General features: G+C 58.1%; 18 protein-coding genes and 1 pseudogene. 12 read left to right on the plus strand and 7 right to left on the minus strand.

Going from position 1 to position 23,122, the window contains the following annotated elements:
- The first annotated feature begins 250 nt into the window (after positions 1-250).
- From LQG66_RS18040 to LQG66_RS18070, 7 genes are all read left to right on the plus strand, one after another.
- The gene (locus tag LQG66_RS18040; RefSeq protein WP_231327520.1) at positions 251-1,150 is read left to right on the plus strand and encodes a S1/P1 nuclease; all 900 of its coding nucleotides are present in this window, start codon (positions 251-253) and stop codon (positions 1,148-1,150) included.
- Positions 1,151-1,165: 15 nt separating this feature from the next.
- Positions 1,166-1,960 carry a hypothetical protein gene (locus LQG66_RS18045; protein WP_231327521.1) on the plus strand — a complete coding sequence of 265 codons (795 nt, stop codon included), beginning with the start codon at positions 1,166-1,168 and terminating at the stop codon, positions 1,958-1,960.
- A 62-nt stretch (positions 1,961-2,022) separates the two neighbouring features.
- Positions 2,023-3,792: a serine protease gene (locus LQG66_RS18050; protein ID WP_231327522.1), complete on the plus strand. Its 1,770-nt coding sequence runs from the start codon at positions 2,023-2,025 to the stop codon at positions 3,790-3,792.
- 160 nt (positions 3,793-3,952) lie between these two features.
- Complete coding sequence (locus LQG66_RS18055) at positions 3,953-4,531, plus strand: hypothetical protein (RefSeq protein WP_231327523.1); 579 nt, start codon at positions 3,953-3,955, stop codon at positions 4,529-4,531.
- 33 nt (positions 4,532-4,564) lie between these two features.
- Entirely contained in the window at positions 4,565-6,088 is a 1,524-nt protein-coding gene (locus LQG66_RS18060; RefSeq protein ID WP_231327524.1) for a DUF2235 domain-containing protein, read from the plus strand.
- A gap of 560 nt (positions 6,089-6,648) precedes the next feature.
- Positions 6,649-7,320 carry a hypothetical protein gene (locus LQG66_RS18065; protein WP_231327525.1) on the plus strand — a complete coding sequence of 224 codons (672 nt, stop codon included), beginning with the start codon at positions 6,649-6,651 and terminating at the stop codon, positions 7,318-7,320.
- Positions 7,321-7,351: 31 nt separating this feature from the next.
- Complete coding sequence (locus tag LQG66_RS18070; RefSeq protein WP_231327526.1) at positions 7,352-8,086, plus strand: hypothetical protein; 735 nt, start codon at positions 7,352-7,354, stop codon at positions 8,084-8,086.
- Between the two features lie 96 nt (positions 8,087-8,182).
- Here the strand turns inward: LQG66_RS18070 and LQG66_RS18075 are convergent.
- Together LQG66_RS18075 and LQG66_RS18080 are read right to left on the minus strand one after the other, a co-directional pair.
- Positions 8,183-8,482: pseudogene (locus tag LQG66_RS18075) on the minus strand (zincin-like metallopeptidase domain-containing protein); the annotation flags it as partial.
- Between the two features lie 280 nt (positions 8,483-8,762).
- The gene (locus LQG66_RS18080; RefSeq protein WP_231327527.1) at positions 8,763-9,284 is read right to left on the minus strand and encodes a hypothetical protein; all 522 of its coding nucleotides are present in this window, start codon (positions 9,282-9,284) and stop codon (positions 8,763-8,765) included.
- Positions 9,285-9,528: 244 nt separating this feature from the next.
- Here LQG66_RS18080 and LQG66_RS18085 point away from each other — a divergent pair, with 244 nt between their 5' ends.
- From LQG66_RS18085 to LQG66_RS18095, 3 genes are all read left to right on the plus strand, one after another.
- Positions 9,529-9,735: a hypothetical protein gene (locus tag LQG66_RS18085; RefSeq protein WP_231327528.1), complete on the plus strand. Its 207-nt coding sequence runs from the start codon at positions 9,529-9,531 to the stop codon at positions 9,733-9,735.
- Between the two features lie 135 nt (positions 9,736-9,870).
- A complete protein-coding gene (locus LQG66_RS18090; RefSeq protein WP_231327529.1) occupies positions 9,871-10,740 on the plus strand; it encodes a hypothetical protein in 870 nt (289 codons plus the stop codon).
- An 18-nt stretch (positions 10,741-10,758) separates the two neighbouring features.
- The gene (locus LQG66_RS18095) at positions 10,759-11,760 is read left to right on the plus strand and encodes an SH3 domain-containing protein (protein ID WP_231327530.1); all 1,002 of its coding nucleotides are present in this window, start codon (positions 10,759-10,761) and stop codon (positions 11,758-11,760) included.
- A gap of 1,067 nt (positions 11,761-12,827) precedes the next feature.
- On the opposite strand, the gene LQG66_RS18100 is transcribed toward LQG66_RS18095, so the two are convergent.
- The gene (locus LQG66_RS18100) at positions 12,828-13,727 is read right to left on the minus strand and encodes a tyrosine-type recombinase/integrase (protein WP_231327531.1); all 900 of its coding nucleotides are present in this window, start codon (positions 13,725-13,727) and stop codon (positions 12,828-12,830) included.
- Between the two features lie 187 nt (positions 13,728-13,914).
- Here LQG66_RS18100 and LQG66_RS18105 point away from each other — a divergent pair, with 187 nt between their 5' ends.
- Together LQG66_RS18105 and LQG66_RS18110 are read left to right on the plus strand one after the other, a co-directional pair.
- Positions 13,915-14,385 carry a GNAT family N-acetyltransferase gene (locus LQG66_RS18105; RefSeq protein WP_231327532.1) on the plus strand — a complete coding sequence of 157 codons (471 nt, stop codon included), beginning with the start codon at positions 13,915-13,917 and terminating at the stop codon, positions 14,383-14,385.
- Positions 14,364-15,302 (plus strand): hypothetical protein, encoded by a 939-nt coding sequence (locus LQG66_RS18110; protein WP_231327533.1) that lies wholly within the window; start codon positions 14,364-14,366, stop codon positions 15,300-15,302. Before LQG66_RS18105 ends, LQG66_RS18110 begins: the two co-directional genes overlap by 22 nt.
- A 14-nt stretch (positions 15,303-15,316) precedes the next feature.
- Here the strand turns inward: LQG66_RS18110 and LQG66_RS18115 are convergent, their stop codons facing one another.
- The 4 genes from LQG66_RS18115 to LQG66_RS18130 form a co-directional block, all read right to left on the minus strand.
- Positions 15,317-16,159, minus strand: coding sequence for a 2OG-Fe(II) oxygenase family protein (locus LQG66_RS18115; protein ID WP_231327534.1), 843 nt, complete (start codon positions 16,157-16,159; stop codon positions 15,317-15,319).
- A gap of 76 nt (positions 16,160-16,235) precedes the next feature.
- Positions 16,236-16,541, minus strand: a complete 306-nt coding sequence (locus tag LQG66_RS18120) for a hypothetical protein (RefSeq protein ID WP_231327535.1) — start codon at positions 16,539-16,541, stop codon at positions 16,236-16,238.
- Positions 16,542-16,891: 350 nt separating this feature from the next.
- Positions 16,892-20,188 (minus strand): DUF499 family protein, encoded by a 3,297-nt coding sequence (locus LQG66_RS18125; protein ID WP_231327536.1) that lies wholly within the window; start codon positions 20,186-20,188, stop codon positions 16,892-16,894.
- Between the two features lie 11 nt (positions 20,189-20,199).
- Positions 20,200-23,073, minus strand: coding sequence for a DUF1156 domain-containing protein (locus LQG66_RS18130; protein WP_231327537.1), 2,874 nt, complete (start codon positions 23,071-23,073; stop codon positions 20,200-20,202).
- Between the last annotated feature and the right edge of the window lie 49 nt (positions 23,074-23,122).

Below are 23,122 nucleotides of genomic sequence, written 5' to 3' on the forward strand. Positions count from 1 at the left end.
CGCCGAGGGCAGCGCCCTAAGCCCTGGCCGCGGCTTTGCGATGCCGACCGCTCGCAAACCACAAGATGCGCTATTTACAAAAGTACGAGCCGCTTGATAGTCTCCCTCTGTTGCAACTTTATGTTGATTTTGGCTGCCCGCCTTCGCGGCCATAGCACGACTAAATGCCGGCGAAGCTCGCAGGCTTATTCGACGCGGCGCGGCCAAGCTAGGGCCAGCGTTTGATCTGGACGTTGGACGACGAACCTATTTGGGCGCGCAATATTTTGGTAACGCGGTCGCGATCATGTCGAGCTATTCCCAGCAGCATTGCCTCCCCCTTGTCCGATGGACGCTTCTGAGTCTTCAGGTCTTCATCCTGATTGCATGTCCGGTCAATCGAGCCTTTGCCTGGGGTCAGGAGGGGCACTCGATCATCGCCGAACTGGCTGAGCGCCGGCTGGATGTCGAGACTCTCCGCAAAGTCAAGATCCTCCTCGGGGGCGTCTCCATGCCGTCGGTTGCTAGCTGGGCTGATGATTACCGGGCCACACACCCTGACAGCGCCAGCTGGCATTTCGTTGATATTCCGTTCGATCAGAACGCCTACGATCCGACCCGTGACTGCAAGCCGGAAAAGGGCGACTGCATCATTCATGCAATCGCTCGCTTTCGCGCTGATGTTACGGACTGCTCGAAGTCTCTCGGTGAGCGCGGCGATGCCCTTAAGTTTCTGATTCATTTCGTAGGCGATATCCACCAGCCCCTGCATGTCGAAACACGGTTCAACGCGGACGGCACGGACGATCAAGGCGGCAACAAGGTCCTCGTTACCTTTTTTGATCAGCCGAACGTAAAGCTCCACGCGCTCTGGGATACCGGGCTCATCATGCACACGGTCTATAACTGGGGGGCCTATGTGACTCGCCTTCAGACCGGCTGGCTCAATGGACGCGATACGAGCTCGCTTGATGGTGGGACGCCGACCGATTGGGCGCTGGAGGCCCACAGGTATGTCCCGATGGTCTATGACATTCCGGCGGATAACGTGCTTGGCCGGGCCTATTACGACAAGGCACTGCCAATCGTGGACCGACAGCTTGCAATCGCAGCCCTCCGCCTAGTCCGTCTTCTCAAGGAGACACTGCGTAACGCCGATGCCTGTCCTTAAGGGGAGCAATACAGGATGGGATGGAAGCAAAACGCTCTACGGGCCGCGGTCTGGGGACTGGCATTCGCAGCGCCGGCGGGCCCGGCCCGCGCTGAGCAGGTCACTGAATGCACGCGAGGCGGCTTTTGCTATTGCGTCAACGCCGAACTCCGCGGAGCGATTCAGCAGAATATTGCCGACATTAGGGCGATGATCGCGGCGGAGCGCGCAAAGGGTAAGGCAATTGGCTATCTGAGCATACCAATCTCGACAGTCGCGGGAAGCTATTTTGGCGAGAACGTCAAGATCGCGGCCGAGATCAAGGAGCGGGTTGAGGACCGGCTCGGCGTCCATGCGGCCTGGCTTCTGAATACGGCCGGCACCACGGTGACATTGCCGCCCGGTGCGGCCGGCGCTGACTATATGCTAATGTGGACCAATGTCCTTGAGGGATCGAGTGGCCTTGGCGATTTCGATTTCGTGTACTTCGCGGGCCCGTCAGATTTCGCGCGCCATTTCGCGTTCGATGGTAAGGCAGATCTTGAGAAGCTTGAAGCCTTCTACGACGCCGCCGTGAAAACTGATCCCGAACTGAAGAAGGTCGATCGTCGAGCGTTCCGCGATTATTACGGGCTCCGGGCCTCGGTCGCTTACAGCTACGGCTCGCATGATGAATGGGATATCGTCCGCGCGATCAATGAGAAGCGCGTCGCCGCATCGAATTTTGGGATTGCTCGACAGATCGCGGTTCTGTTTGACGCTATGCCGGCCGCACCCGGACTGTTCGAGACTGGCGTAGCCGCCGGAAATGCCGGAGCCTGTAAGGGCTGAACATGAGCTCAAGCAGCAGCGAGAGTGTAAAGCGCGCTTTCAGGAACACGGTGAGTATCGTCATGCATGCACTCGATTGGGTGAGCGGTGTTGCGTCTCAACTGGCCGAGCAATTCACGTTGGCGCGCCTGGCTTACTCCGCCCTGGCCTGCATTGTCATCGCCATCCTCGCCAAGAGCGTCATGGCGACCTGGCAGACCGGCAGCATCACTCTCGGCGATTTCGAGTACTATGCCGACGGAGCCCGCAAACCAGAATTCGGCCAGCAGATTCGGGGAGAGACGTTCGAGTTTTACAATCTGATCGTGAGGCTAATTCAGCAGGAGGCCGAGCGTTTCAAGATGGAGGGCGAACGGCGAGACCAGAAGGATGAATCGGACACCGCTGGCCGTTTGCCGGTGATTCAAAACGAACAGGTGGTCGAACTCGGCAGCAAGAGCAATGAGCTGCAGCAGCTTGAGATCACCGTCGAAGGGGTTAACGTCAAGAACCTCGTCACCGCTCTCGGGCGCGTGATAACTCCGTCGCCGCGAGAGCTGACTGCATCCATTTTCAGCAGCAACAACTCACGGCGCGTCTTCGTTACCGCGCCGACGAGCGCCGGCAAAGAACAGGCACGTCCTGTTCCGGCGCTGGTTGCTGGCGGGATCGAAAACGATACGAATACGGCCTTTCGGATCGCCTGCTATATGATCTGGTCGCAATGGAAGGAAGGCACCTCGGACTTTGGCGTGAAGTTTGGCGAGTTCTGCCGCGTCGCCCGCCTCCTCTATATCCGTAGCACGCTCGACTCGCTTCCGCCTTACGAGTTCGACAAGCAAAAATACAAAGACGATGTCGATTTTCTGAAGGACACTTACAAGGCGGCGGCGCTCGCGAGTCCCGAATACCGGCTGATCTACTCGTCGCTTTCGGGCCTGCAGCGATATGTGGGAGATGAGAAGATCAATCTGACGCCAGCCTCAAGCGCAACCATCGACTCGCTGGTCGATATCATTGGTCTCTACGCGCTGGAAGCTCGACGATTTCGGTCACCTGGCGATGGAATAGACTGGTTGAAGGGGCTTCCACCCGATGCCTCCGACCGAAAAATCGTGAATGCCCAATATTTCCAGCATCGTCTTATGGACGATTGCCCTCCGCCACCCTCCGGCGCATCGAAGCGCGGCATTCCCGATGCGGTTCGCTCCCAATTTCAAAACGTGGTTCGGATCATCTATGAGCGCAAAGGCGCGCCAGTCGTCACTTCCGGAATCATCCTGTCTGATGAAACAGCCGTCACCGTCTTTCCGCGGCGAGGGCCGGCAGCCGAGATACCTGCCGAGATGGAGATCCAACTCATTAGCTGCGGTAAGATCTTCGAGACGCATAGGGTGGAGAAGGTAAGCCGAATTGCGGAGGACTCCCCCTTCGTGCGCCTCACCGTCCCCGGCTTGAAGGCAACGCTTCCGCTACCATCAATCACCGATGCATCCCTGGACGATCCAGATCGAAACCGCGAACTCTACGTGGTGGGATATCTGCGGCGGACAAGTGGTTTGTATTTTGGACCTCGAGAGCGTGTCCCCGACGGCATCGATAACAATGACCGCCGGGTCTCCAGGGCCGAGCAGCTTCCAAGCTGGAGTAGCGTTGGCGATGATGACGATCTGGGCCGATTTGATCTCAATGTCCCGTATGGCCCGGGAATGATCGGCAGCCCCGTATTTGCGCCAGATGGCAGATTGCTCGGCCTACTCGACATCGGCGAATTCTTAAACCGTGGGCAGCTGGTGCTAGCGGTCGGCATCCCTGCCAAGACACTCGCCCCGGATTTGAAGGCAACGCACTAAGTCTCGCCCCGAGCATATCAAAATCTACCGAGACCGTACTTCAGGTCGAGACGAGAGCGACCACAACAATCTTAGCCTGTGGACAAGCATGAAGTCACCTATCCCGCATAAACATGCAGCCACCGGCCCGAGGATTTAGGTCGGCAGCGGAGAACTCACGATGTCCGGCATTCTTTTGGGAATCGATGACCGGCTCTGGCTGATGTTAAGCTTGGTGCTCACGGTCGCGTTTCATTTCCTCAACCGCACGCCGCGATTATCGGTGGACAGGGCCGTAGCTCCGTTACGTGTTCCCGAGCGGACACGAGGCTATAGCGCGGATCAGCTGATTGCATTCCGGTTACGGGCGCTCGACACAGACACGAAGGCCAGGCAGACAGCTCTGAGCATTTATCGAGACAAAGTGCTACGCATCGATATCGGCTTCGCGGTGGCGCTCGGGCTCTTCAGTGCGCTGCTCTGGCATTGGATAACGCCATACCTGCCGTCACAACCATTCTTGACGGGGGTCAGCTGGATCGGCTGGTCGGCTTCGTTTCTCTACCTCATTTTCGACGTGGCGGAGGATATTGCTCTGATCCAGCTGCTGAGCCCCGATCGCGCGATCGGCACCGGAGAGGCATCGATCGCCAGCACTTTCACCGTAGGCAAGTTGGTCTTTATTATCGGCTCGCTGTTTGGCCTGGTAGTCTTCCTCGTCTTGGCTGCGACCGATTGGATGATCGAGCGATCCTCATAAATAAACAATCCGTACGTTTGGAGATGATGTGCGATGCCAAAGAATATCGTAATCTTTTCCGACGGCACCGGCCAGGCCGGCGGCATCCATTTCGATGAAGCCAGGACGAACGTTTACAAGCTCTACCGCGCGTGCCGCGTCGGTCCTGACACCAAAATCAATCCCGCCGAGCAGGTGGCCTTCTACGACCCCGGCCTTGGTTCGGCAGCGGACGGCGGCCATTTCAAAGTCGGCTGGATGCGCACGATCTATAACCTGTTGAGCATGGCGACGGGCCTCGGCATCACCCGCAACATCGTCGATTGCTATGCCGCGATCCTGAGCCTCTACACTGAAGGCGACCGCATCTTCCTGATCGGCTTCAGCCGTGGCGCGTATACTGTGCGGTCCCTCGCGGGTGTGATCGCGCAATGTGGCATTCCACGACACATGCCGGACGGCTCGCCTCTCAGGCGCGATCCCGCCAGTCTACAGAAACTTGCCGAGCATGCGGTGAAGGATGTCTACCAGTTCTGCCCGTCCTATGCGCGCACGCCGCATCACTGGTACCGCCAGTTTCTGCTTGATACGCGCAGCGCGATCGCGCGTCAGTTCCGCGAGCAGTATGGCAGTTCAGCGACTGTGAACGGCGTCGAGCAGGCAAATGTGTTTCCGTATTTCATCGGAGTGTTCGATACGGTGGCGGCCCTTGGCCACAAATATCTTGGCCCCGTAGTGTTTGTGGCTGGGGCTGCGGTTCTTTTTGGCCTTCATGTGCTGGGCTCATGGATCGAGCCCTCGTGGCCGTGGGCAGGCCGGCTGACCCGCGATATCAGCTATCTTGGTATCGTGACGGCCGTAGCCCTGTTCCTGAAGAATTACCTCAAGATGGCGCCAGCCCTCCCGAACTACGGCTTCTGGAAACGGCTTGCCACTGTCCACTTTGCGCCACGCAAGCACAAATTCTACGACACGACGCTAAATCCCAACGTGCCTTACGCCAAGCACGCCATCTCGATCGATGAGAACCGGGCAGATTTCGCGCGCGTGAGGTGGAATCCCCTTGACAGCTCGCGGACCTACACGCGCGATGCTCTCGGCAATATCTTCTTCGAGCAGGTGTGGTTTCCCGGCGTCCATGCTGATATCGGCGGCGGCTACCTGGAGAACGAGGCGCGCCTGTCGGATATTGCCCTCAATTGGATGGTAGCAGGGGCCTGCATGATCCCCGATGGTCTGAAGCACGACTGCAATGTACTGCGTCTCTCTCCCGATCCAGCCGGGCCGCAACACAACGAGCAGGCGGGCGGCTTCCTGAAGCTCGGCGCCCGGACCATCCCGACCGACGAAGCGACGGGCCTCTCGAATTCCCCGATGCACAAATCCGTCTATGATCGTTTCCGGGCAACCGAGGTTCTGCTCTACGACCGGATAGCCGCCTATCGTCCCGAAAATATGCGCGTTCATGTAGATTTCCGGCATTGCTTCGACGGGAACCAGCCGCCGGCCGTACTCCACTCGGTAGCCGATAACATCGAATTGAAGTGGGAGAGAGCTGGATATCCGGGCCGCCTTTGATCCGCTGCCACCCTACCGAGCCGAGCGGCGCAGCCCGATCAGGTGCTGTTCGTATTGCCGGAAGATCTCATTGATCACGGTAACGCAGCGTCATCGATGCGCCAGGTCTGTTGCCGATTGCTCGCCCCGACTGAAGTAGCCTGGCCGGCCGTTCATGACCGGTCGCTTGAGATGCAGTCCGGGAGATTCACCGGACAAAATCAGCCAGAGCGGCGCCAGGCATCCGAATTGGAAAGAACGTCGCACGACGGCCTTTGGCCGTGAGGCTTGGACATCCAGAGCCATGCCTGCGCATAGCCCCGACGACGCCTCGCCGCCCATAGGGTCGGAAGGCGGCATCGTGACGTCACACCGCTACGCTCAACGCAAGGTTCTGACACCCCGAAGGCAGGCTTTCGTCTGCCTTCACCTTCATGCAAATTCGCTGCCGAGGCTTGGCGTAGAATCGCCGTCGTACATCTGCGGAGGAAAGCCGGTGTAGGTCTCTTGCACCTCTGAACGCCTATGGCAGACTTGAGCCGTGAGTTCCGGCTGAGTCGAATGTCAACAGCGGGCGGACGATGAAGATACCCAAACAATGCTGCGCTTACTGCGGAGAGGAGGCCGCCACATACGACCATGTCGTCTCGCGGGCGCTCTATCCCGGCTCCAAAGCGAAATCCCGTTTTCAACGGATCAAGGTGCCCGCCTGCACGCGGTGTAACGCAAGCTGGGTGGATGATGAGCCCCACTTCCGTAATGTCTTGATGGTCGCCGGCGACCCAAACGCAGCGGTTCGGGAGCTCTGGGAGGGCAAGGTCTGGCGCAGCTTTCACCATGCCGACGGGCTACGCCGTGTCAGAGATCTCGCGCGCAAGATCGAGCCCGTCGAGACCGCCGGGGGGCCCCGGCACATCATCTATCCGGGACGCGACGAGCGGGTGCTCCGGATCGTGAGAAAAGTCGTGCGAGGGCTTTGTTATCACCATGGTCTGCTGTCCCCCTTATCTGATGACCAGGTCTTCGCGGATATTCATCGGTTCGCCATGTCGCCGGCGTTCCTTGAGGAAATGACTGCCGCGCATGCCGAGGACGACATTCTGGAGTATCGCTATGCGGTCATCGAGACGGAGGATATTCATTCAGCCTGGTTGCTGACTTTCTATGGGCGGACGCCGTTCCTCGGTCTGGCGTTCCGCTCGCCCGTTGCCTGCCGGCGCGCCAGAGTTGAGGCGCAGCGCGAAGCCTCTTAGAGAGCTCCCTCCGGGCCGCGAGGTATGAACCTTGGAACTGCGCACACCAACCCTGATGATGATCGAGGATGGCATCCCTGACAAGGATCGGGAGCTGATGGAATATCTCAACGCCTCGGTCGGACGCCTCCAAGCTCTGCGCGCCGTTGAAATCAACGTCGCGGGTCCGTTTGCGCGATCCAAACTTGCCTGGAAGCTGGCCACCTACCAGCATGCGCTACTGCACCGGATTGTCGCGCTAATGGACGGCGTCGCGGTGACGTGGAACGCCAAGAGCACGCTCGCCTGCATTCTTGCGGCCCGCGCCGTCATGGAGAGCTTTGCCATCTTCGCTTGGCTGGAGGAGATATGCAAGCTGTTGGCGGCCGAAGATCTCGCGGGCCTCGACGCGCTCGCCCAGAACGGAATCTTCGCGACCCGCGACGCCGTATTGACGGGCGAAACGCCAGAACTTCAGGCGCGCAATATCCTTGGCTACATCGATAAATTTGATAAGCGGGCCGAGGGGTTTCGCGGGCACTATGACAGCCTTTCGGAGCGTTGCCATCCGAACGCGCTCGGACATAATTTCATGTTCGGGCAACTGAACACCACGAATGACACAGTGACCTACTCCGCGGAACGCCATCCCGAACGGAACCGCCAGCTGATCTTAACGGCGCTTGCGATGCTACCTTTGACCGAAGCGATCATAGAGCGGCTCTACCGCCTGATCCTGGACGTCGCTGACCTGCAGCATGCGCGCTTTCCGATAGGCGGCGCATAGGCCTTCGTAAGCATCTTGCGCCATCAGACACGAATTGGCCTCACGGCCAATTACCGCCGCGGCTCAAGCCGCAGCGGCATTTTTTGCCCCGCATCGTCAGGCGGCGCTGGCCTGAAGATCTCCGCCGCCCTCGCGCTGCTGCGCATGCAGATAACCCGCCGCTTGCTGGGCATGCGAGGCTGCCGTGAAGATCGCGCGCTTGTCGTTCTTCAGCACCTTGAACCAAGAGGCGATATAGGCGGCGTGGTCGTCCCTTCCCTCCAAGGCGAGATCGAGGTCGGCGCAGATGAACGCCGAAGCAAGCTCGGCAACCAGCTCCTCCATGCCGTAACCTTTATCGCCAAACCGCTCGCGGCCGAAGTCGCGGTTCAACCGACTTTCATGGCGGGTCCAGTGACCGTTATGCCGATATCGGCATAACGCCCATTATGCCGTGCGCCTGGGCCACGCGAGATAGATACGCGGCATGGCGTCATTGGAAACGTCCTTAAATTGGACCAAGCACAACACGGTATGTGATTTATGACGCTCCAACCATGCGTCAACGGCGCCGTGATGCGCGGCGGCTATCGCCTCAGCTGCGGTCGCTACGTGCCAGCTCGTTTTCATGACCGCCTCGTCAGTTGAACTACGTTCAGTTTCTCGTCTCTTTCGACCTCTGTCAAAGACGAGGGCATCACCCGGTCAGATGTTTCATGGCCAGACTGTAGAACCCTCGTTCATAAAATGGTCTGCCGAGAAGCCATACCGTTCGCAGGCGGAGCGATCCCTCAGCCGACAGGTCGCCATCGCCTCCATCTTTGATGTCGATGTGAAGGAGCGCACCCTCCAAATCCTCTATATTCCGGAGCGGTGTTCCCGCGAAATCGGGCAGTGCTTCGTGGTCCCATGTGTGGGCGATCTTGTTCCGATAGCCTCGAAGCTTATCCACGGCCGTCAAAACGTCCGGATGAATCATATCGAACGCAAAAGCAAATTGGATACGCGCAAATAGGTTCGATATCGGTCCAAAGCGTCCCAACATGCTGCTTTTCCCACCCGCGATATGGTCGGGGAGAAACTGTTTGAAACATCTTCTCCAATCGGCAAAGGCGCAAGCAATCACGGGAATAAATCGGATGTCCTCGCGAGCAAGCTGACCCATGGCGCGCCGAAAATCCGAAATGCCAACCTCGCCTATGAAGATTGCGAGGCGCACGATCTCACGCTCAATGGCCCGAGACTCTCAATACGGCGCGCGAATTCTGTTCGATGAACAAATTTCAGTATACGCTTCGAATGCTTCGCTTTCTCGAGAAGGGCCACCGCGAGTCAACTCGAACTCGCGAAGGAATGCAGTACTACCTGGGTGAGTGGATCGCAGCGCAACACTACTCGGTCCAGCAATACAGACCCCAGCTCTTCATCGTGAACGAGGGTAAGCACGCCTCGTCGACTTGTTCGTGGTCCAGCGCGGCTTCTCGGCCAATGCCACCGTCCAGGTCTTCTTGAATGGCGAGGGTTTCTATATTCCAAGACCGCAGCTTGGCAGCATCGAGGAGGCGCGGTCGCTTCAAGTGCTGGATTTCGTGTCGCAGGCCATTGTCATGGCAACCTCAAAAGATGCCCTGCCCAAGACCAACAGCGTAAGCCCGGTCGCTGTCCGCTGACCGGGCGAGGTCTTGCCGATGGCTTGCGCCGGCTCGCAAGCCATCGGCCTCTACCAGAATAACCAATGCCGCCTCGATACAACTATCGATTTTTTCAAAGAAAAGGCATAGCCTGTCACCACCTGGGGCTGTCGCATGCTGTCGCATATCGCTTTGGTGTCTCTCACCAGGGACGTTTCGCTGGCGCAATTGGCGCCGGTGTCTGCCGCGATTCAGAAACAGGTCTCGCGCGATTTCGGTCCGCTCTGGAATGTGGACGCCACGGTCGATGCCTTCGACAGGCTGGAGGACGTTCCGGTCGGCTATTGGCATGTGTTGCTGCAGGACGAATTGCCGAACGGCGCGGCGGGACTGCACAAACGCGACGACGACAAGCAACCCTTCGCTCTTGTTGGCTTGACCAACAATTGGACGGTGTTCATGAGCCACGAAGTGCTCGAAATGCTGGTCGATCCGCAGGGCACGCTTACGCGCGCCGGCAACTCGCTGAAGCCCGGCCAAGGGCGGGTCGAATACCTCATAGAGGTCTGCGATCCGTGCCAGTCGTCGAAATTCGCCTATTCCGTGAATTCGGTCCTGGTCTCTGATTTCTATACGCCCCACTATTTCGACCCGGTGAAGAGCGGCGGCGTGCGCTACAGCTATTCGGGACAGGTGCGCGGCCCGCGCGAAGTGCTGGATGGCGGCTATCTTTCGTGGTTTGACCCGCAATCCCGGCACCTGTTCCAGCTCCAGGTCGACGGCAGCAAGTCGACGACAGTCGACCGGGGCGAGATCCCTTTCGATACCAATAGCCTGCGAGCGTTTTCCGACCAGGTCTCGGCAGAGCGGCGCGAAGCTGTGATGAGTGGAGGATCGCGCGCAGGGCTACTTTTGAACGCCGCCGTCGATTTCCGGAAAAGCAGCCGTATTGGGCGATCAAAGCCGACGGCCGTCGACGAGGCTCAGACGGCCCATGCCGACAATCTGCGGGCACAAATCGAGCGGATCACTTCAACACGCTAAATCATTCGGGGGCTTAATATGAAATATTCCTTGCTGATTGCTTCCTCCATCGCATTCATGGGCTTCACGACGGCCGTCATGGCAGAAGAAGACATTCCTGCTCTTGGGCAAGTAACCACCAACAAGAAAACCGCCCTCAAGACGGCTCCGAGCGCTCAGGCAAGTGCCTCAAGGATGATCGAGCCCAACACCGACTTGCGCTGGGTGAGAGGCGATCGCAAGGGAAAATATGTGCGGGTTATTGCGCCGAAAGGCCCAAGTGGCTGGGTCTTGGCTGCGGATGTCAAGTCGCTCGTAAAGCCGGACCTGTCCAGCATTGCACTCGAGGGATCAGCACAGCCCTGTGTGTCTCCGGAGACCATAAAGGTCTGCACCGCGAGAAAGCCAACCGGCTGTGCCGCGCCCGACAGCGCCCACGGCGCGATCAACCGGATCAAGCGGACCATGCCGCCGGAGGGACCGGTCACCACCGTAACCTTCGATACTTTCTCCCAGCTCCAGAGCGCAGCCGAGGAGCGCGTCGATCAGGGCGCCGAGATAGAACCTGCCGATCGAGACAAGATCAAGAGTATCGATACAGCCGAGGGGACCGTGGGTGAAGGATCTCTGGTCCGACTCGTGGCCTTCCTGTCCGAGGGCAAGCCGCATGCAAACACGGGCGAGTCCGTGAACTGCAATCTCAAGGGCCAAGAGAACAACGACCTGCATATCTCCGTCACCGAGAAGAAGAACGGCAGCGAATTCGATGGCATCGTGGTCGAGATGATCCCCCAGAATCGGCCGGATAACTGGACAGCGGCCGACTTGGCGACACTGCGAGGCAAAGTGCTCCTAATCGAGGGAGCGCTGCTGTACGACAATATGCATGTGACGAACGGCGATGCGAACAATCCGCTTAGCGGGCAGCCCAAGCGCTTTTCACTGTGGGAAATTCATCCGATCACATCGCTAAAGGTCTGCAAGAAGCCCACCGCCAGTCAATGTGATCCGGACCGTACCGCCGACTGGAAGGATTTTTAGTCTCACCTAAGATTGCGATCGGCTCAATGGCGGCCTCGGTGACGTATTGAGCAACTCAGCCATCACCGGCTCCGTCCGAAGGACGCGGCTCTTTTGCGGGAGCAGGCGGGCGCTTTCTTGGTTGCGTCACGCTGCGCACAAGAACCCTCGACCTTCGCCTACATTCGTCGGATCAGGGCTCAGCCGAATCCGTTGAGGTGCCCTCGCGCTGAAAGTTTCTAAGCAGCAGCTCTTGGCAGAAATTACAGCACCTCCCTCAAGAATGCTTCAGCACAGCTGTAACAGGAGATATGTCTGGAGAATTTAAGGGCGAGTTGCGTTGGGTTTTCGCAGCAGAACAGTCGAAAGGCAACTGCGGAAAGGAATCAATGTTTCGCTACACCGGTTAAGCCAACACGGCTAACCGAAAGATTTGGCATTTACCGATATCGGCTACCCTGGAGGCCGGCCCGCGGCTAAGTCGATAAGGTGCCCAAATTAGCGACCATTCCCAAACAGAGGTTCACCTTAGGCGGCACCTCGCCGGCGAAATACTGAGCCACGATGCCCGCTTATGGCACGTCCCGGAAGTTCCGGTCTCGGCTTCCGGACCTTGACCGGAAGTAAGCAGTCGGGGGACCGATAGGCCGCCTTTGACCCATGACCGACCTAAGAAAGTTAAGGGCCTCTCTTAATGATTCGAACCACCGATTGACCACCGCTACACCGTGGACGATCGTTAGGCAACGCCACGAAAAACGTCAACGTTCTCCGAGACCTTCGAACAAGCGGGCCCGCTCATAACGGTCTGGTTGCAGGCCTAACATCTCGAATTCCCATCGGAATCAATTTTTCTTGGGCATTCCAATCAAAGGCCGCCCTGCGTTTTCGCACCATAGTCGTCACCATACGGCGACACAGAGATGGTGACGTCCAATACGCCTATTCTGCTTCTCGTTTCGCGTGGGGGTCGGGCTTTAGTAGTTGACGTCCAGCGCTTAGATATTTCGTAAATCGTGACAATGCTCTGGTCCTGGAAACAATGATCCCTAACCATTCGGACGCCGGTGCGACGCGACACCCAGAATTCAAGCGGCCAATTGTCTCAAAACATCGGCTCGTTCCAGAGTGGACCTCAAAGCCTCGTCCGACACGTGGGTGTAGATTTCAGTGGTTGCAATACTAGAATGACCCAACAACCTCTGCACGAAACGGATATCGACTCCGCGCTCGATCAGCAAGGTTGCGGCCGTGTGCCTGAGCATGTGTGGTGTAACCCGACGTTCTCCGTCCCGACGATGGCGCCGCAAAGCTAGCCGGATCGATTGCGGCCTCATCGGCGCACCGCGGCTATTCAGGAACAGATTTCCCGAAAGACTTCCGCTCTCACGATGCCAAGCGAGCATCTCGACCATGTCGCACCGCAGCGAGGCGTCTGAGACGTAAACCACCCTTTCGCGCGCTCCTTTTCCGTAGATCCGGATCGAGCTCCCATCCGAGGCCAAGTCCTGAACGGCGATCCTGCACAGCTCGCCAACGCGCACCCCTGTTGCAATCATTAATCGCGCGGCTGTGAACGCATGACGCGTGCGTGGCGTCCCCTGCTTCAGCTCGTCGAAGCTCGAGAGTAGCGCGGACACGTCGCCGCGCGTCAAGGATCGCGGCAGCCGCTTGCGCTTGGGAAGTTGTAGCCGCCACCTCACAAACGGGTCCACAACAACCCCTGTCTTGGCAAGCCTCTTCATGAATGCCCGCAAGCAGGCGAAACGCCGCCGCACAGTGCCAAACGCAAGTCTTCTACGTTCGAGCAATTCGACGAGATAGTAGCCCAACGTCTGCTCAGTAATCGATGCCACGAGCGCATCATCCGGCAAGAACCGCCGCAGCTCGCCGAGATCCGCGGTATACGCCTCGATCGTATGAGCCGACAGCTGCCGTTCGAAGGCACAATATCGCATGAATTCCTCGACCGCCACCCTGATTTGCATGCCACTCCTCCAGCTTCCGAATTCTACGTGGGCAGACTGAAAGGCGTCACTGTCGTGAGGTTGTACCAAGGCGAGTGGTTAATTCGCGAGTATCAGAAGCAGGAGAGCCGGGCGCCGTAAGAGCACATAACTCGGAATTATCATCCTGGAGCACACAGCCGCAGTTGCAGAGTTGGTCATTGCACCAATGTCGATAGCCGACGATAGCGACGAACCGGAGCGCGTCAGCGCCTTGTTCCGGACGATTGTCGACGCGCTGCCGTACTATAATGAAAGAGCAAAGACCTCGGAGATATCCAAGTACTCCGCCAATCGACTTCGTCAGAGTGCGTCAATAGATTCAAGTTCGATCCTCGTCGCGCGCTTCAATACTAGCCTTGTCGGATTCGTCATAAGCAATTTGGATGATGAGACGATCTGGTTGTCTTGGTTTGGCGTAGATCCTGTCTACAGGAGACGAGGAATCGGTGATCAGCTCTTGCAGGCGCTCGATCGACGCGCGCTCTCAATGGGAGTGCACAAGCTATGGTGCGATTCACGGACTGATAATGTGGAGTCTAAGGCAAGACTTGCTGATAATGGATTCCGGCAGATTTGCACCATACCGGATCATTGGTATCGCCAGGATTTTATCCTATGGGAAAAGCGCGTCGGCTGATCGTCCTGGCGCTCAAGAAGCGTGCGCTCTTGTCCATACTAGCAACCACGGTTGCTATCATCGGCAGCATCTCGGCTGTTCTGGGAATCGTCGACGTACATTTCGGACTTTTAGGTACATCGGCTTTAGCCTTCGTGGCATTTATTCTGTCAGGAACGTTTCACTTTCGGAATCTCGGAATTCCGCAAGTCGCGGTTGACGATGTTATCGGGCCTGCGGAGCAGTCCACTTCATACATTTTGCATTGCCCGTGTGACATCAAGCTAGCGACAGAGGCGAGTGAACTCGCCGAAGAATGCTACTCGGGCAGTATTACAATCGAGGCAGCAACGTTCGAGCAGTTCCGCGTAAAGAACCCTCTCATTCTATCGTGTTTGACTGACCTTCAGGGTCAATTCATGGGGTATTTCGATGTCATTCCGCTACGTGAGACATTCGGAGAGTCCCTTCTGCAGGGCCGTGTAACAGAAAGTCAGATCACCCACGAGGACGTTCTCTCCCCGGCTGAGATGAAAGCGTGCAAATATGTCTTCGTTTCCGGCATTGCCGCCAAGCAACCCGAATCGTACCTCGGGCGGCGTAGTGCGAGCGTTCTCGTTTGGGCGCTGCTGAAGTATTTGGATAGATATTATGGACGTTCAAGCGCTTTGGTATTTGCGCTAGCCGCGACAGAAGAAGGTGACAAGCTATTACAGCGATTCAAACTTCAGCTGGCGCCTGGGACATTAGCTCGACGTGATCGCTATAGGCTGTATTCGCTGTCACTTTCCCACGACGAAATTATTCGGCGACTCGCGTGCGTTCCGAACTGGGAGCAGTTGTGTGATCTGCCCTGGGGCGGGAATGCGGGTAAGCAAAGGAAAATTGGACGGCGGCGCCCAGCCCTACCGGAGGCGAAAGCGTTGAGCTTGGCGTAATGATCCGATGGCCGCTATTGGTCAGAAATCCATTCCGAGAGACCGAAGCGCTTAGAGTTCTTCAGCACTCGATCGCCAATGTTCACGCTTCGATTAATGTCAGATAGTCGCCAAGGACGACATCGGGCTGGATTCATGTCGGCAAAGAAAAGAATTGACCTGCGGCTTGAGTACGCTTCAATCTTTCGAACTCGATGGTAGGCTGGTCTGATCGCTCCGGCCGTCATAAGCCACATAATTTCGCCTGCCATGACTAGAATATGTCGTCCCGAAGGCGTTACTGGCCTGAAGTCGCTCCCCGATTGAAGTTCGAGGCCCGCTTCGGCGATTGACATAACCGTAAGAAGGCAACCATCCTCGTGTAAGTCATTTATAAGATCAGCTTTCGTGAGAGATGGCCGCGAGTAGTTGAATTGAAGCAAAGACCATTTTTTGAACGAGCCGAGAAGATCTGTCTGATTGTCGTAGTTTCCAAATCGGACTGCGAGTCTTGAGGCAATGTTTTCTGCTACGCGCTCAAAGCTGTCGAAGATTGGCAGCATTGCCATGTGCAGCGAGTTTCCTAGTGGAGACAGCTTGCTCTTTGGGCTGGGTATACGGTAGCTCGCCGTGAACGATTCGACCTCATCGGGGTGACTGCTTGAGGCGGAGTATTCAGTCCCGTAGGGACGATAGCCGTTATCAAAAGGAAGTCGGTCGCGAAGCTTACTGGTTAGATCGGCTTCAAAGAAACGATCTCCCGCTTCAAAGGCCGGCTTTATGAGTTCCTGGAATGCATCCGGGACTTCCAGGATAGCAAACCCCTCCCTCTCAATCTCGTCGATGCATTCCTCACTTATCGGGACGTCGGAAGGCATACATAATTCCGAGTTATGTTTCATTGAAATGCACTCTATGCTATCGCTTTGAGAGCAAAAGACAATCCCTCAACCACTAATTTTGGATAACCTCTCCTCGGCATATGGGCAAGCCTTGCGCCTCGTCATCAACGGTGCGGCGGGCACCGCCGAGCTCGCCCGGCGCGTTAAAATAGGACAGCGCCGTCAGATACGGATCGACCAGATCATCCTGGCTCCCACGCGACAGCGCCTCAGTTCCCGACAGCAAGGTCGGCAGCGCAAAAACACCAGCTTCGGGCCGCGGCCCGGCGAGCCGATGCCGAGAGATAGAGCCGCGACGGCTATGGGGTACGGCATGTCGCGAGAGCATCAATTCGCAGCCCGGATGAGCGCCAGCCAACGCCCTTTCGCCGTCGGTAACAGCGACCTCGGGGTTCTCCCGTGCGCCTCGCGAGAATCCGGATGTCGCGACGGCTCCGGGCTTCGGCCTCTGCTCATCCAGGCTAAGATTATGTTCGTGGTCGGTGTGCAGCGCGAGAGCGAGTTATATTAGATCTGCGAACCAGCATAACTGGCACACGCGAGGGAGATGACGAACCTGCCCGATCCGATCTTCATCAGGAGAGGGAGAGCTGGCGCTACCGAGCGTTCCTCGGCGATCAAGAAGCCGGTCGAGCTTTTCGGCGTGATCTCCAGCAGAAAGGAAAGCGGCGCGACAGATATGAATAAATCCAACTCTGCCGAACGCTCCTATTCCTTCTCAAACCCGAAGTCGGTGATACGCAGGCTCGCGGCGTTGTCGCGGACAATGTTCTCGATATCCTCCGAGAAGCCGTCGACCGTATCGGCGGCGATATCGAGCACGAGCGTGATTGTCGTTCCGCGCGCTCGGTCCAGCTCACTGAGAATCGACTGCGCGATGTTGCTGATCTGGGGCGTTGGACGGTTGGGATCGAGCGTCACCTTGGCATAGAAGCGCCGCGGACGAGCGGCCGGTGTTGGACTCGTTGGCAAGGCACCAGAGGGAGATGGCTGCCCTGTGGCAATCTCGACATAGTTGCCGGCGCCAAGCGAAGGTGTCTGCGGCACCTGCTTGGCCAGTTGCGCCTCTGCGGCCTCGCGGCGAACCAGCAGAACGTCGGAGTTGAGATCGATGGTAACCAACTGCGCGAGCCTTAGGCCGACATACTCTCCCCTGGCCTCATCGAACTGTTCTGCGATTGCGTACTTGGCGTCAGAGCGCGCCAATGCCTCGCTTATCGCTTTGGCCAAGACCTGCGGCTCGCGCAGCTTCGAGAGATAGGGAAACTGCGCAAACCAGTCGCGCAACTGCCGCACGGCGACATGCGGCTGGTTCGGCTGCCACACCTTGCTGAGGTCGTTGTCCAAGACCCCGAGGCGCGCAACGATGAGTCCATCGTCCTCGCACTTCTTCCACGCCAGTTGAGCCAATGGTACCGGGTCATTGCCACGATTGGTCAGTGCAACGGGTTCGAGATCAAACCCACGCGCCGCGTACGAGCTTCCGGGATGGGGTTCCTGAGGCAACAACAAGTGCTTCCACCCACGACGCACCGCATTAAGAGCCGCAGCCTCTTGTTCGCCGAGCTTCTTTCTTGCATCACCCTCTTGCGCCGGCGGCAACTGCAGAACGCCGTGTGCATCCCGCACGATGGAAGCCCAAGCGAGCTTCTTGCGGACCACGTTCTGGATATCTTCGAGAGTTGCCTGGTCGGCAGCCAAGAAGGCGAGCCGATTTCGATTTCGGCGCTGGCCTGGCCCCTTATGTTCAACAATGTCGGCCGCGAGCGCCATCGCCGGGGTATCCGGGTCGCGTCCCCGCTGCCATGCCGATGGCGGAAGGAGCACAAGCGCGGCTTCATAGGCATCATCGATGCCGAGAGGATCGTCGGGCGCTCCGTGTACACGCAGAAAGCCGGTTCCCTTGTGCCGCTCCTCTGTGCGGATCAAGGTAATGATGTCTTCCTCGACGTCGTCGCTCAATATTGCTTTGGCACGGTCTTCGGCCTCCTGGTTGAGGGAGGCGATCGGCGAGAACCAGTAATTCTCGCCCGAGCTATAGAGGTATGCCGCATTTTCACCAAGCCGCCGTAGGGCTTCGGAAAACTGGGAGGGCTGCTCCCCGGGAATCGCACAGGCGAGCCGGAGACGGGCAATTTCCATTCCCTTGTTCGTCGAACCGTGGGGCGCGGTGGCCATGAGCAGCGCTGTCGCCGCACGGGTCACCGCCCTGTTCTTTCCAATCGCCGGAGATCGCGCCTCGATCTGCGCCGACTTCGAAAGGTCTCCGGCAACTTCCTTGGAAATTACCGCGTCGTATCCAGTCGGAAGCGGTACGAGGGCATTGGTACGAACCTTATCATCGGTCAGCGGCACGTCGCCCGGCAGGATCATTGGCGCCGCATGTCCGTCGCGCCATAGCCGATAGACGATCTGCGCCATCATCTTGAGAACGCCGCGGGTCTTCTGAAACCTTTCGAGGCCTGCCCAGTCGGTCTGCAACATCGAAAACAATTCGGGATGCACAGGGTATGAGGCGGTCAACTGAACCTCGTAGGCGCGTTCGCGGACGCCGCTCGGGAATTCACCCGCGTTGTTTCTATAGTAGCTCGTGAACGCCTTGACGGCTTGGTCACGCGCCTTCTCACCTTCGGGGTCGAGTTCCTGGAACAGGCGGCGGCGGATGATCTCATATGTTTCCGTGCCCTGTGCCGGAGACCAGGCCGACTGCACACGGCCGAAGACCTTCTCCAACGCCAGCAGTGCCTCGCGTCCGCGCTGGTTGCCAACCTCGGCGCCGCTCTCGGGCAGCGAGCCGACCACAAGCACACCACGTACCGCACTGGCGGCCTCGGTCAGCGATTGCAGGAACGAGACGAAGCCGTCGTACGAGATGCCTTCCAGATTCCGAGCGTAGGCGACGACCTCGTCGAGGAGGATGAGGCAAGGAGCGGCCTGCTTCAAAATGGCGATCATCGCGTCAGAGCCGGGATTGGTTCGCGCCTCGTCCGATGACTTGATAGTCTCGTAGGCCTTCCAGCCACCGAGCTTTACCGCGATGAGACCCCAAAGGGTCTTGACCGTGCGCGCGCCCTCGACTGTGAACGGCTGATTGGCACCAGCCGCCGTACCGACAAATACGACCGGCCTCGAACGTATCGGCAGTGTTGCCACAGCCGCGTCCTTGAAAATGTCGGCTAGACCTGGAAGCGTCTCGGGGTTCTTGGCACTCGCCAGATGATAGAGCGCCAGCATGGTGTGCGTCTTGCCACCACCGAACGAGGTCTGCAGCCCAATCACGGGATCGCCGCCCTTGCCGGCCAGCCGCTCAATCGCGCTCTGCAAGACCTTGCGCAAGCCGCCGGTGATATAAGTGATGCGATAGAATTCGCGGGGATCGCGGTAAGTCTCAGCACCCTCCCCCCGCGCCACGGTCGAAAGATCAGCCGCAAACTCCGCTTCCTGGAACCGTGCGGCCATCACATCGGCATGAGGTGGCGACACGTCGCGCCACGGCTTCCAACTGTATTTGCTGTCAACGAGATCGAGTGTCTGCTGTTGTGGGGCCGCGATCGTCTTGGCGGCCACCTCGGTCGTCACACCCATGGCCTCGGCCATCGCCTTGGTCTGGTCGTCGAGCAACGCCTTGATGCCCGCGACCGATTTCGGTTCGATCGCGTCCACCACTGCCTGGATGGAACGGAGGTACGAGATTGCGTCGGTGTCCGCAATCGTACCACTGGCATGCGCCATGTCGTTCCGCGCGGCAAGAGCCAGCGAGACGTGATTGCGCACGATAGGCTTCAGTCCATCACGGAATGCGTGCTGCCAGTTGTCGACCATGGTCTTCAACAGTGCGTAAGCGTCGAGCGGCTTCGATCGGTCGGTGCCGTCAGCCACCGACAGGTTCTGCTGCCAGTTGCCGCGATAGGCATCGCGCATCCGCTTTTCGACATAAGGCTGCAAGACCTTGGTCAGCAGGAGGAGCGCTTGATTGATGCGCTGGTTGGAGCCGAAACCACTCATGGCAATCCCTCTCAACGGCTGAACAGGTCGGAGCTGGATTCCGCCAACGCAGCCGCGCGCTTCTCGATTGCATCCCATTCCTGGTGAAGCCGGTTGTAAAATCGGCCCTCGGAAGCCCATTGCCTTTGCTCGCAGATATCGTAAAGGCGGCGGGCGAGCGCGTGGGCAGGCTCCGCTAGCGCGCCCAGGCAATTGTACAGGGCCGCGGCAGCTTCGATGCCGCCATCCTCTGCGCTGAGCCGTTTGATGAGGTGCTGACAAGCTTCCCAAACAGTGGCCCGGCCGGCCCTTACCGGCTCCCAGTCGTCTGGCAATTCGTCACGCTTTAGCAGACGGGCGGCGCCTCCACGCGCCTCAAAGAAGCCGGCCTCGTTCATACCGTTCAACGAAACGTTGACCGCATTTGTCATAACGATGGCATCACCCGATTTGCCATTTTCGAACCCCTTTGCGGCAAACCAATCTAGCGCGAAGCGGGTTTCGCTGTCGTAATCAGCGTCAGCCGACGAAGTGATTTCCTCGCGCACCTGGTTGACGAGCCTCAAAGCATCTTTCACGATCATGGATGTGCCATCGGTGTTAAGCACATTCGCGTAGCGCGTGAAGACCCCGATGCCCGGGCCGATCGCGGCCTGCTGAATGTCGGTTGGACCCACACCAGCACGACGTATTTCGGCAAGCGCCTCCGGCAACTCGCGTCGCAACGCACGCACAAAGTCGGCGCGGGTGATTGTTAACGCTGAAGTCTCGCGGCGACGGCACACAAGGACGATGGATGACGCAAGGGCGTTGGCCTCCTTATTGCGAAATCCTCCCGCGCGCTCTGTCCTAACCGGCCATGTTCCATCGATTGCCAGTCCGCAATCGGTAACAGCTTGCAAGAAGGTCGACCAGCCGGCCGAGGTGATGCCATCCTCACTAGCCTCAGATTGCTTGAATGCATAATAGATCGTCACTGGAGAACTCTCCGTTGCCGCAGCAAGGCCTCGCAGCGCAAGCTTCATTCCGTTCAAGAAGAACGCCTCCGCTTCATCTCTACCACCATGACGATACGGGGTAGCTATCAGCTCCTCCTTCTTGGGCGTTAGCACACGACGAAACAACGCTGGGTGAACATCACCCAGCGTCTGTCGAAGCCGCACGTAGAAGAAGTCAGAGAGATCGGCGTAACCTATGTTGTCGTAGTACGGTGGATCAGTTGAGATGAGTAGACCTTCGCCAAATCGATTCTCGCTGGCATTTTTCGGTTCAATAGCTCCTGCAACATCAGTTGCAATCAATGCCGTATCAAGAACCTTGGAAACCAAAACAGTCATTCGCTCAATATTGCCCGACGAAGTTGCAAACGGATTAGCTTCCGCATAATCCCAGACCATCGGCATTGCCTGTCTACCGAAAGCACTCACCACGTGAAGCTTTGTAGGAAGAGCGCTCCACGTACAAATTGTGTTACTTCCCTCGCTCACTTTGTCGACAGCGAACGCCAAATACGTTGTCACCGCATCTGCATAAGCCGCAGGGCCTAGACCGCCATCGGCGAGACGGCGAAGATCGTCGGCGTAGGCGCCGGACCAATGCTTCTTCGCGTCCGCCAGCACCTGCCCTCGCGCCTCTTTCACAAGGTCGGAGAATGTCGCCAGAGCTGTGAGCTGACGCGGAGTGAATAAATCTCTCCACCGTGAAATGCCATAATTCGGCGTCTTGAAATCCCGAGGATTGTCCGGCAAGTCCTGTTCCAGCTCCGGTACCTCGGGGGGAGAGACCAAGGCAGCATTGATGTGCTCGTCGTTCGGCGGCAGATAAATGCGAGCCCTGGAACCCTCGGCGACGATCGCCATGAGCCGTACGCCCATGCGCCCGGCCTGGCCCTCCGCTCGAATATGCGTAAACGGCATAGGCGTGCCTGTCAGTAGGCAAACGCCCCCCCGTCGATCGACCGTACCTACCTGCGCTACTTCTAAGTCCGACTTGGTCGGCTTGTCATCGATCTCGAATACCCACGTCATCTTAGCGCGGTCGACGACCGGCTTAACTATCGCTTCCTGACCCGGTCTCGCTGACAGCACGAACGAGGAGGCTAAAGGCACGTGCGTGCCCTTCGCGCGTGGATCTGGGCTGGGCACCGTGCGTGCCCACAGCCATGAGATCACGGTGGCTTCCGCCTTCCCGTCCTTCAGCTTTGCCTTGGGATAAAGATGACCGATCCTCCTCTCGGCCTCGGCACGCATCCAGCGGCCGTAGTAGCGGACGTCATCTGCGAGGCCCTGGGCGCCCTTCCATTGATGCAGCTCATTAACCTCTGGATTCACCGGCTTACGGCCGCAAAATTTTGGCGGAAACTCGATCAACGCCTTGCCGATCAAAACGGCCACAGGGTTCAGGTCCGACCCCGTTGCCTTGAGACCGAGCCGTTGAGCTTCGAGCGGGATCGAGCCACCACCCGAGAACGGGTCGTAGACCGGTGGCGCGTTGCTCTGCAGATACTCAATGATCGCTTGCGGCTTCATCTGCCCCAGCGGAGGTAGGACCTCGCCCCGCCCACGGGCCACTGATCGAGCAATCTCGTAGCGAGCTTCGGTCAGAATGACCTCGTTGGTGGATGCCTCCCATGGCACCAGACGCTCAATCAGATTGTGGAGCCGATCGCGCTCGGCCTTCTGTAGCTCGACGGTCGGAAATTCCTCCGGGCATGAGCTCGGGTCGTCGACAAGTTGCGCAAACAGTACCGCGCGGCACGCTGCAAGTGGACGCCGCGCCCACCACAGATGCAGTGTAGACGGATGCCCATGGCGTATGGATTTCTCTCGCGCACTCTCTCGGTTGATCACCTCCAGCGGGATCGAGACTTCGATGAGCTTTTTTCTGGTCTTTGCGGCTACAGCCATCAACTCTGTTCCTCGTGAAATGACCCGCCATTGAAATTCGCGAGCGCGG

Source organism: Bradyrhizobium ontarionense, from assembly GCF_021088345.1.
GTDB lineage: Bacteria > Pseudomonadota > Alphaproteobacteria > Rhizobiales > Xanthobacteraceae > Bradyrhizobium > Bradyrhizobium ontarionense.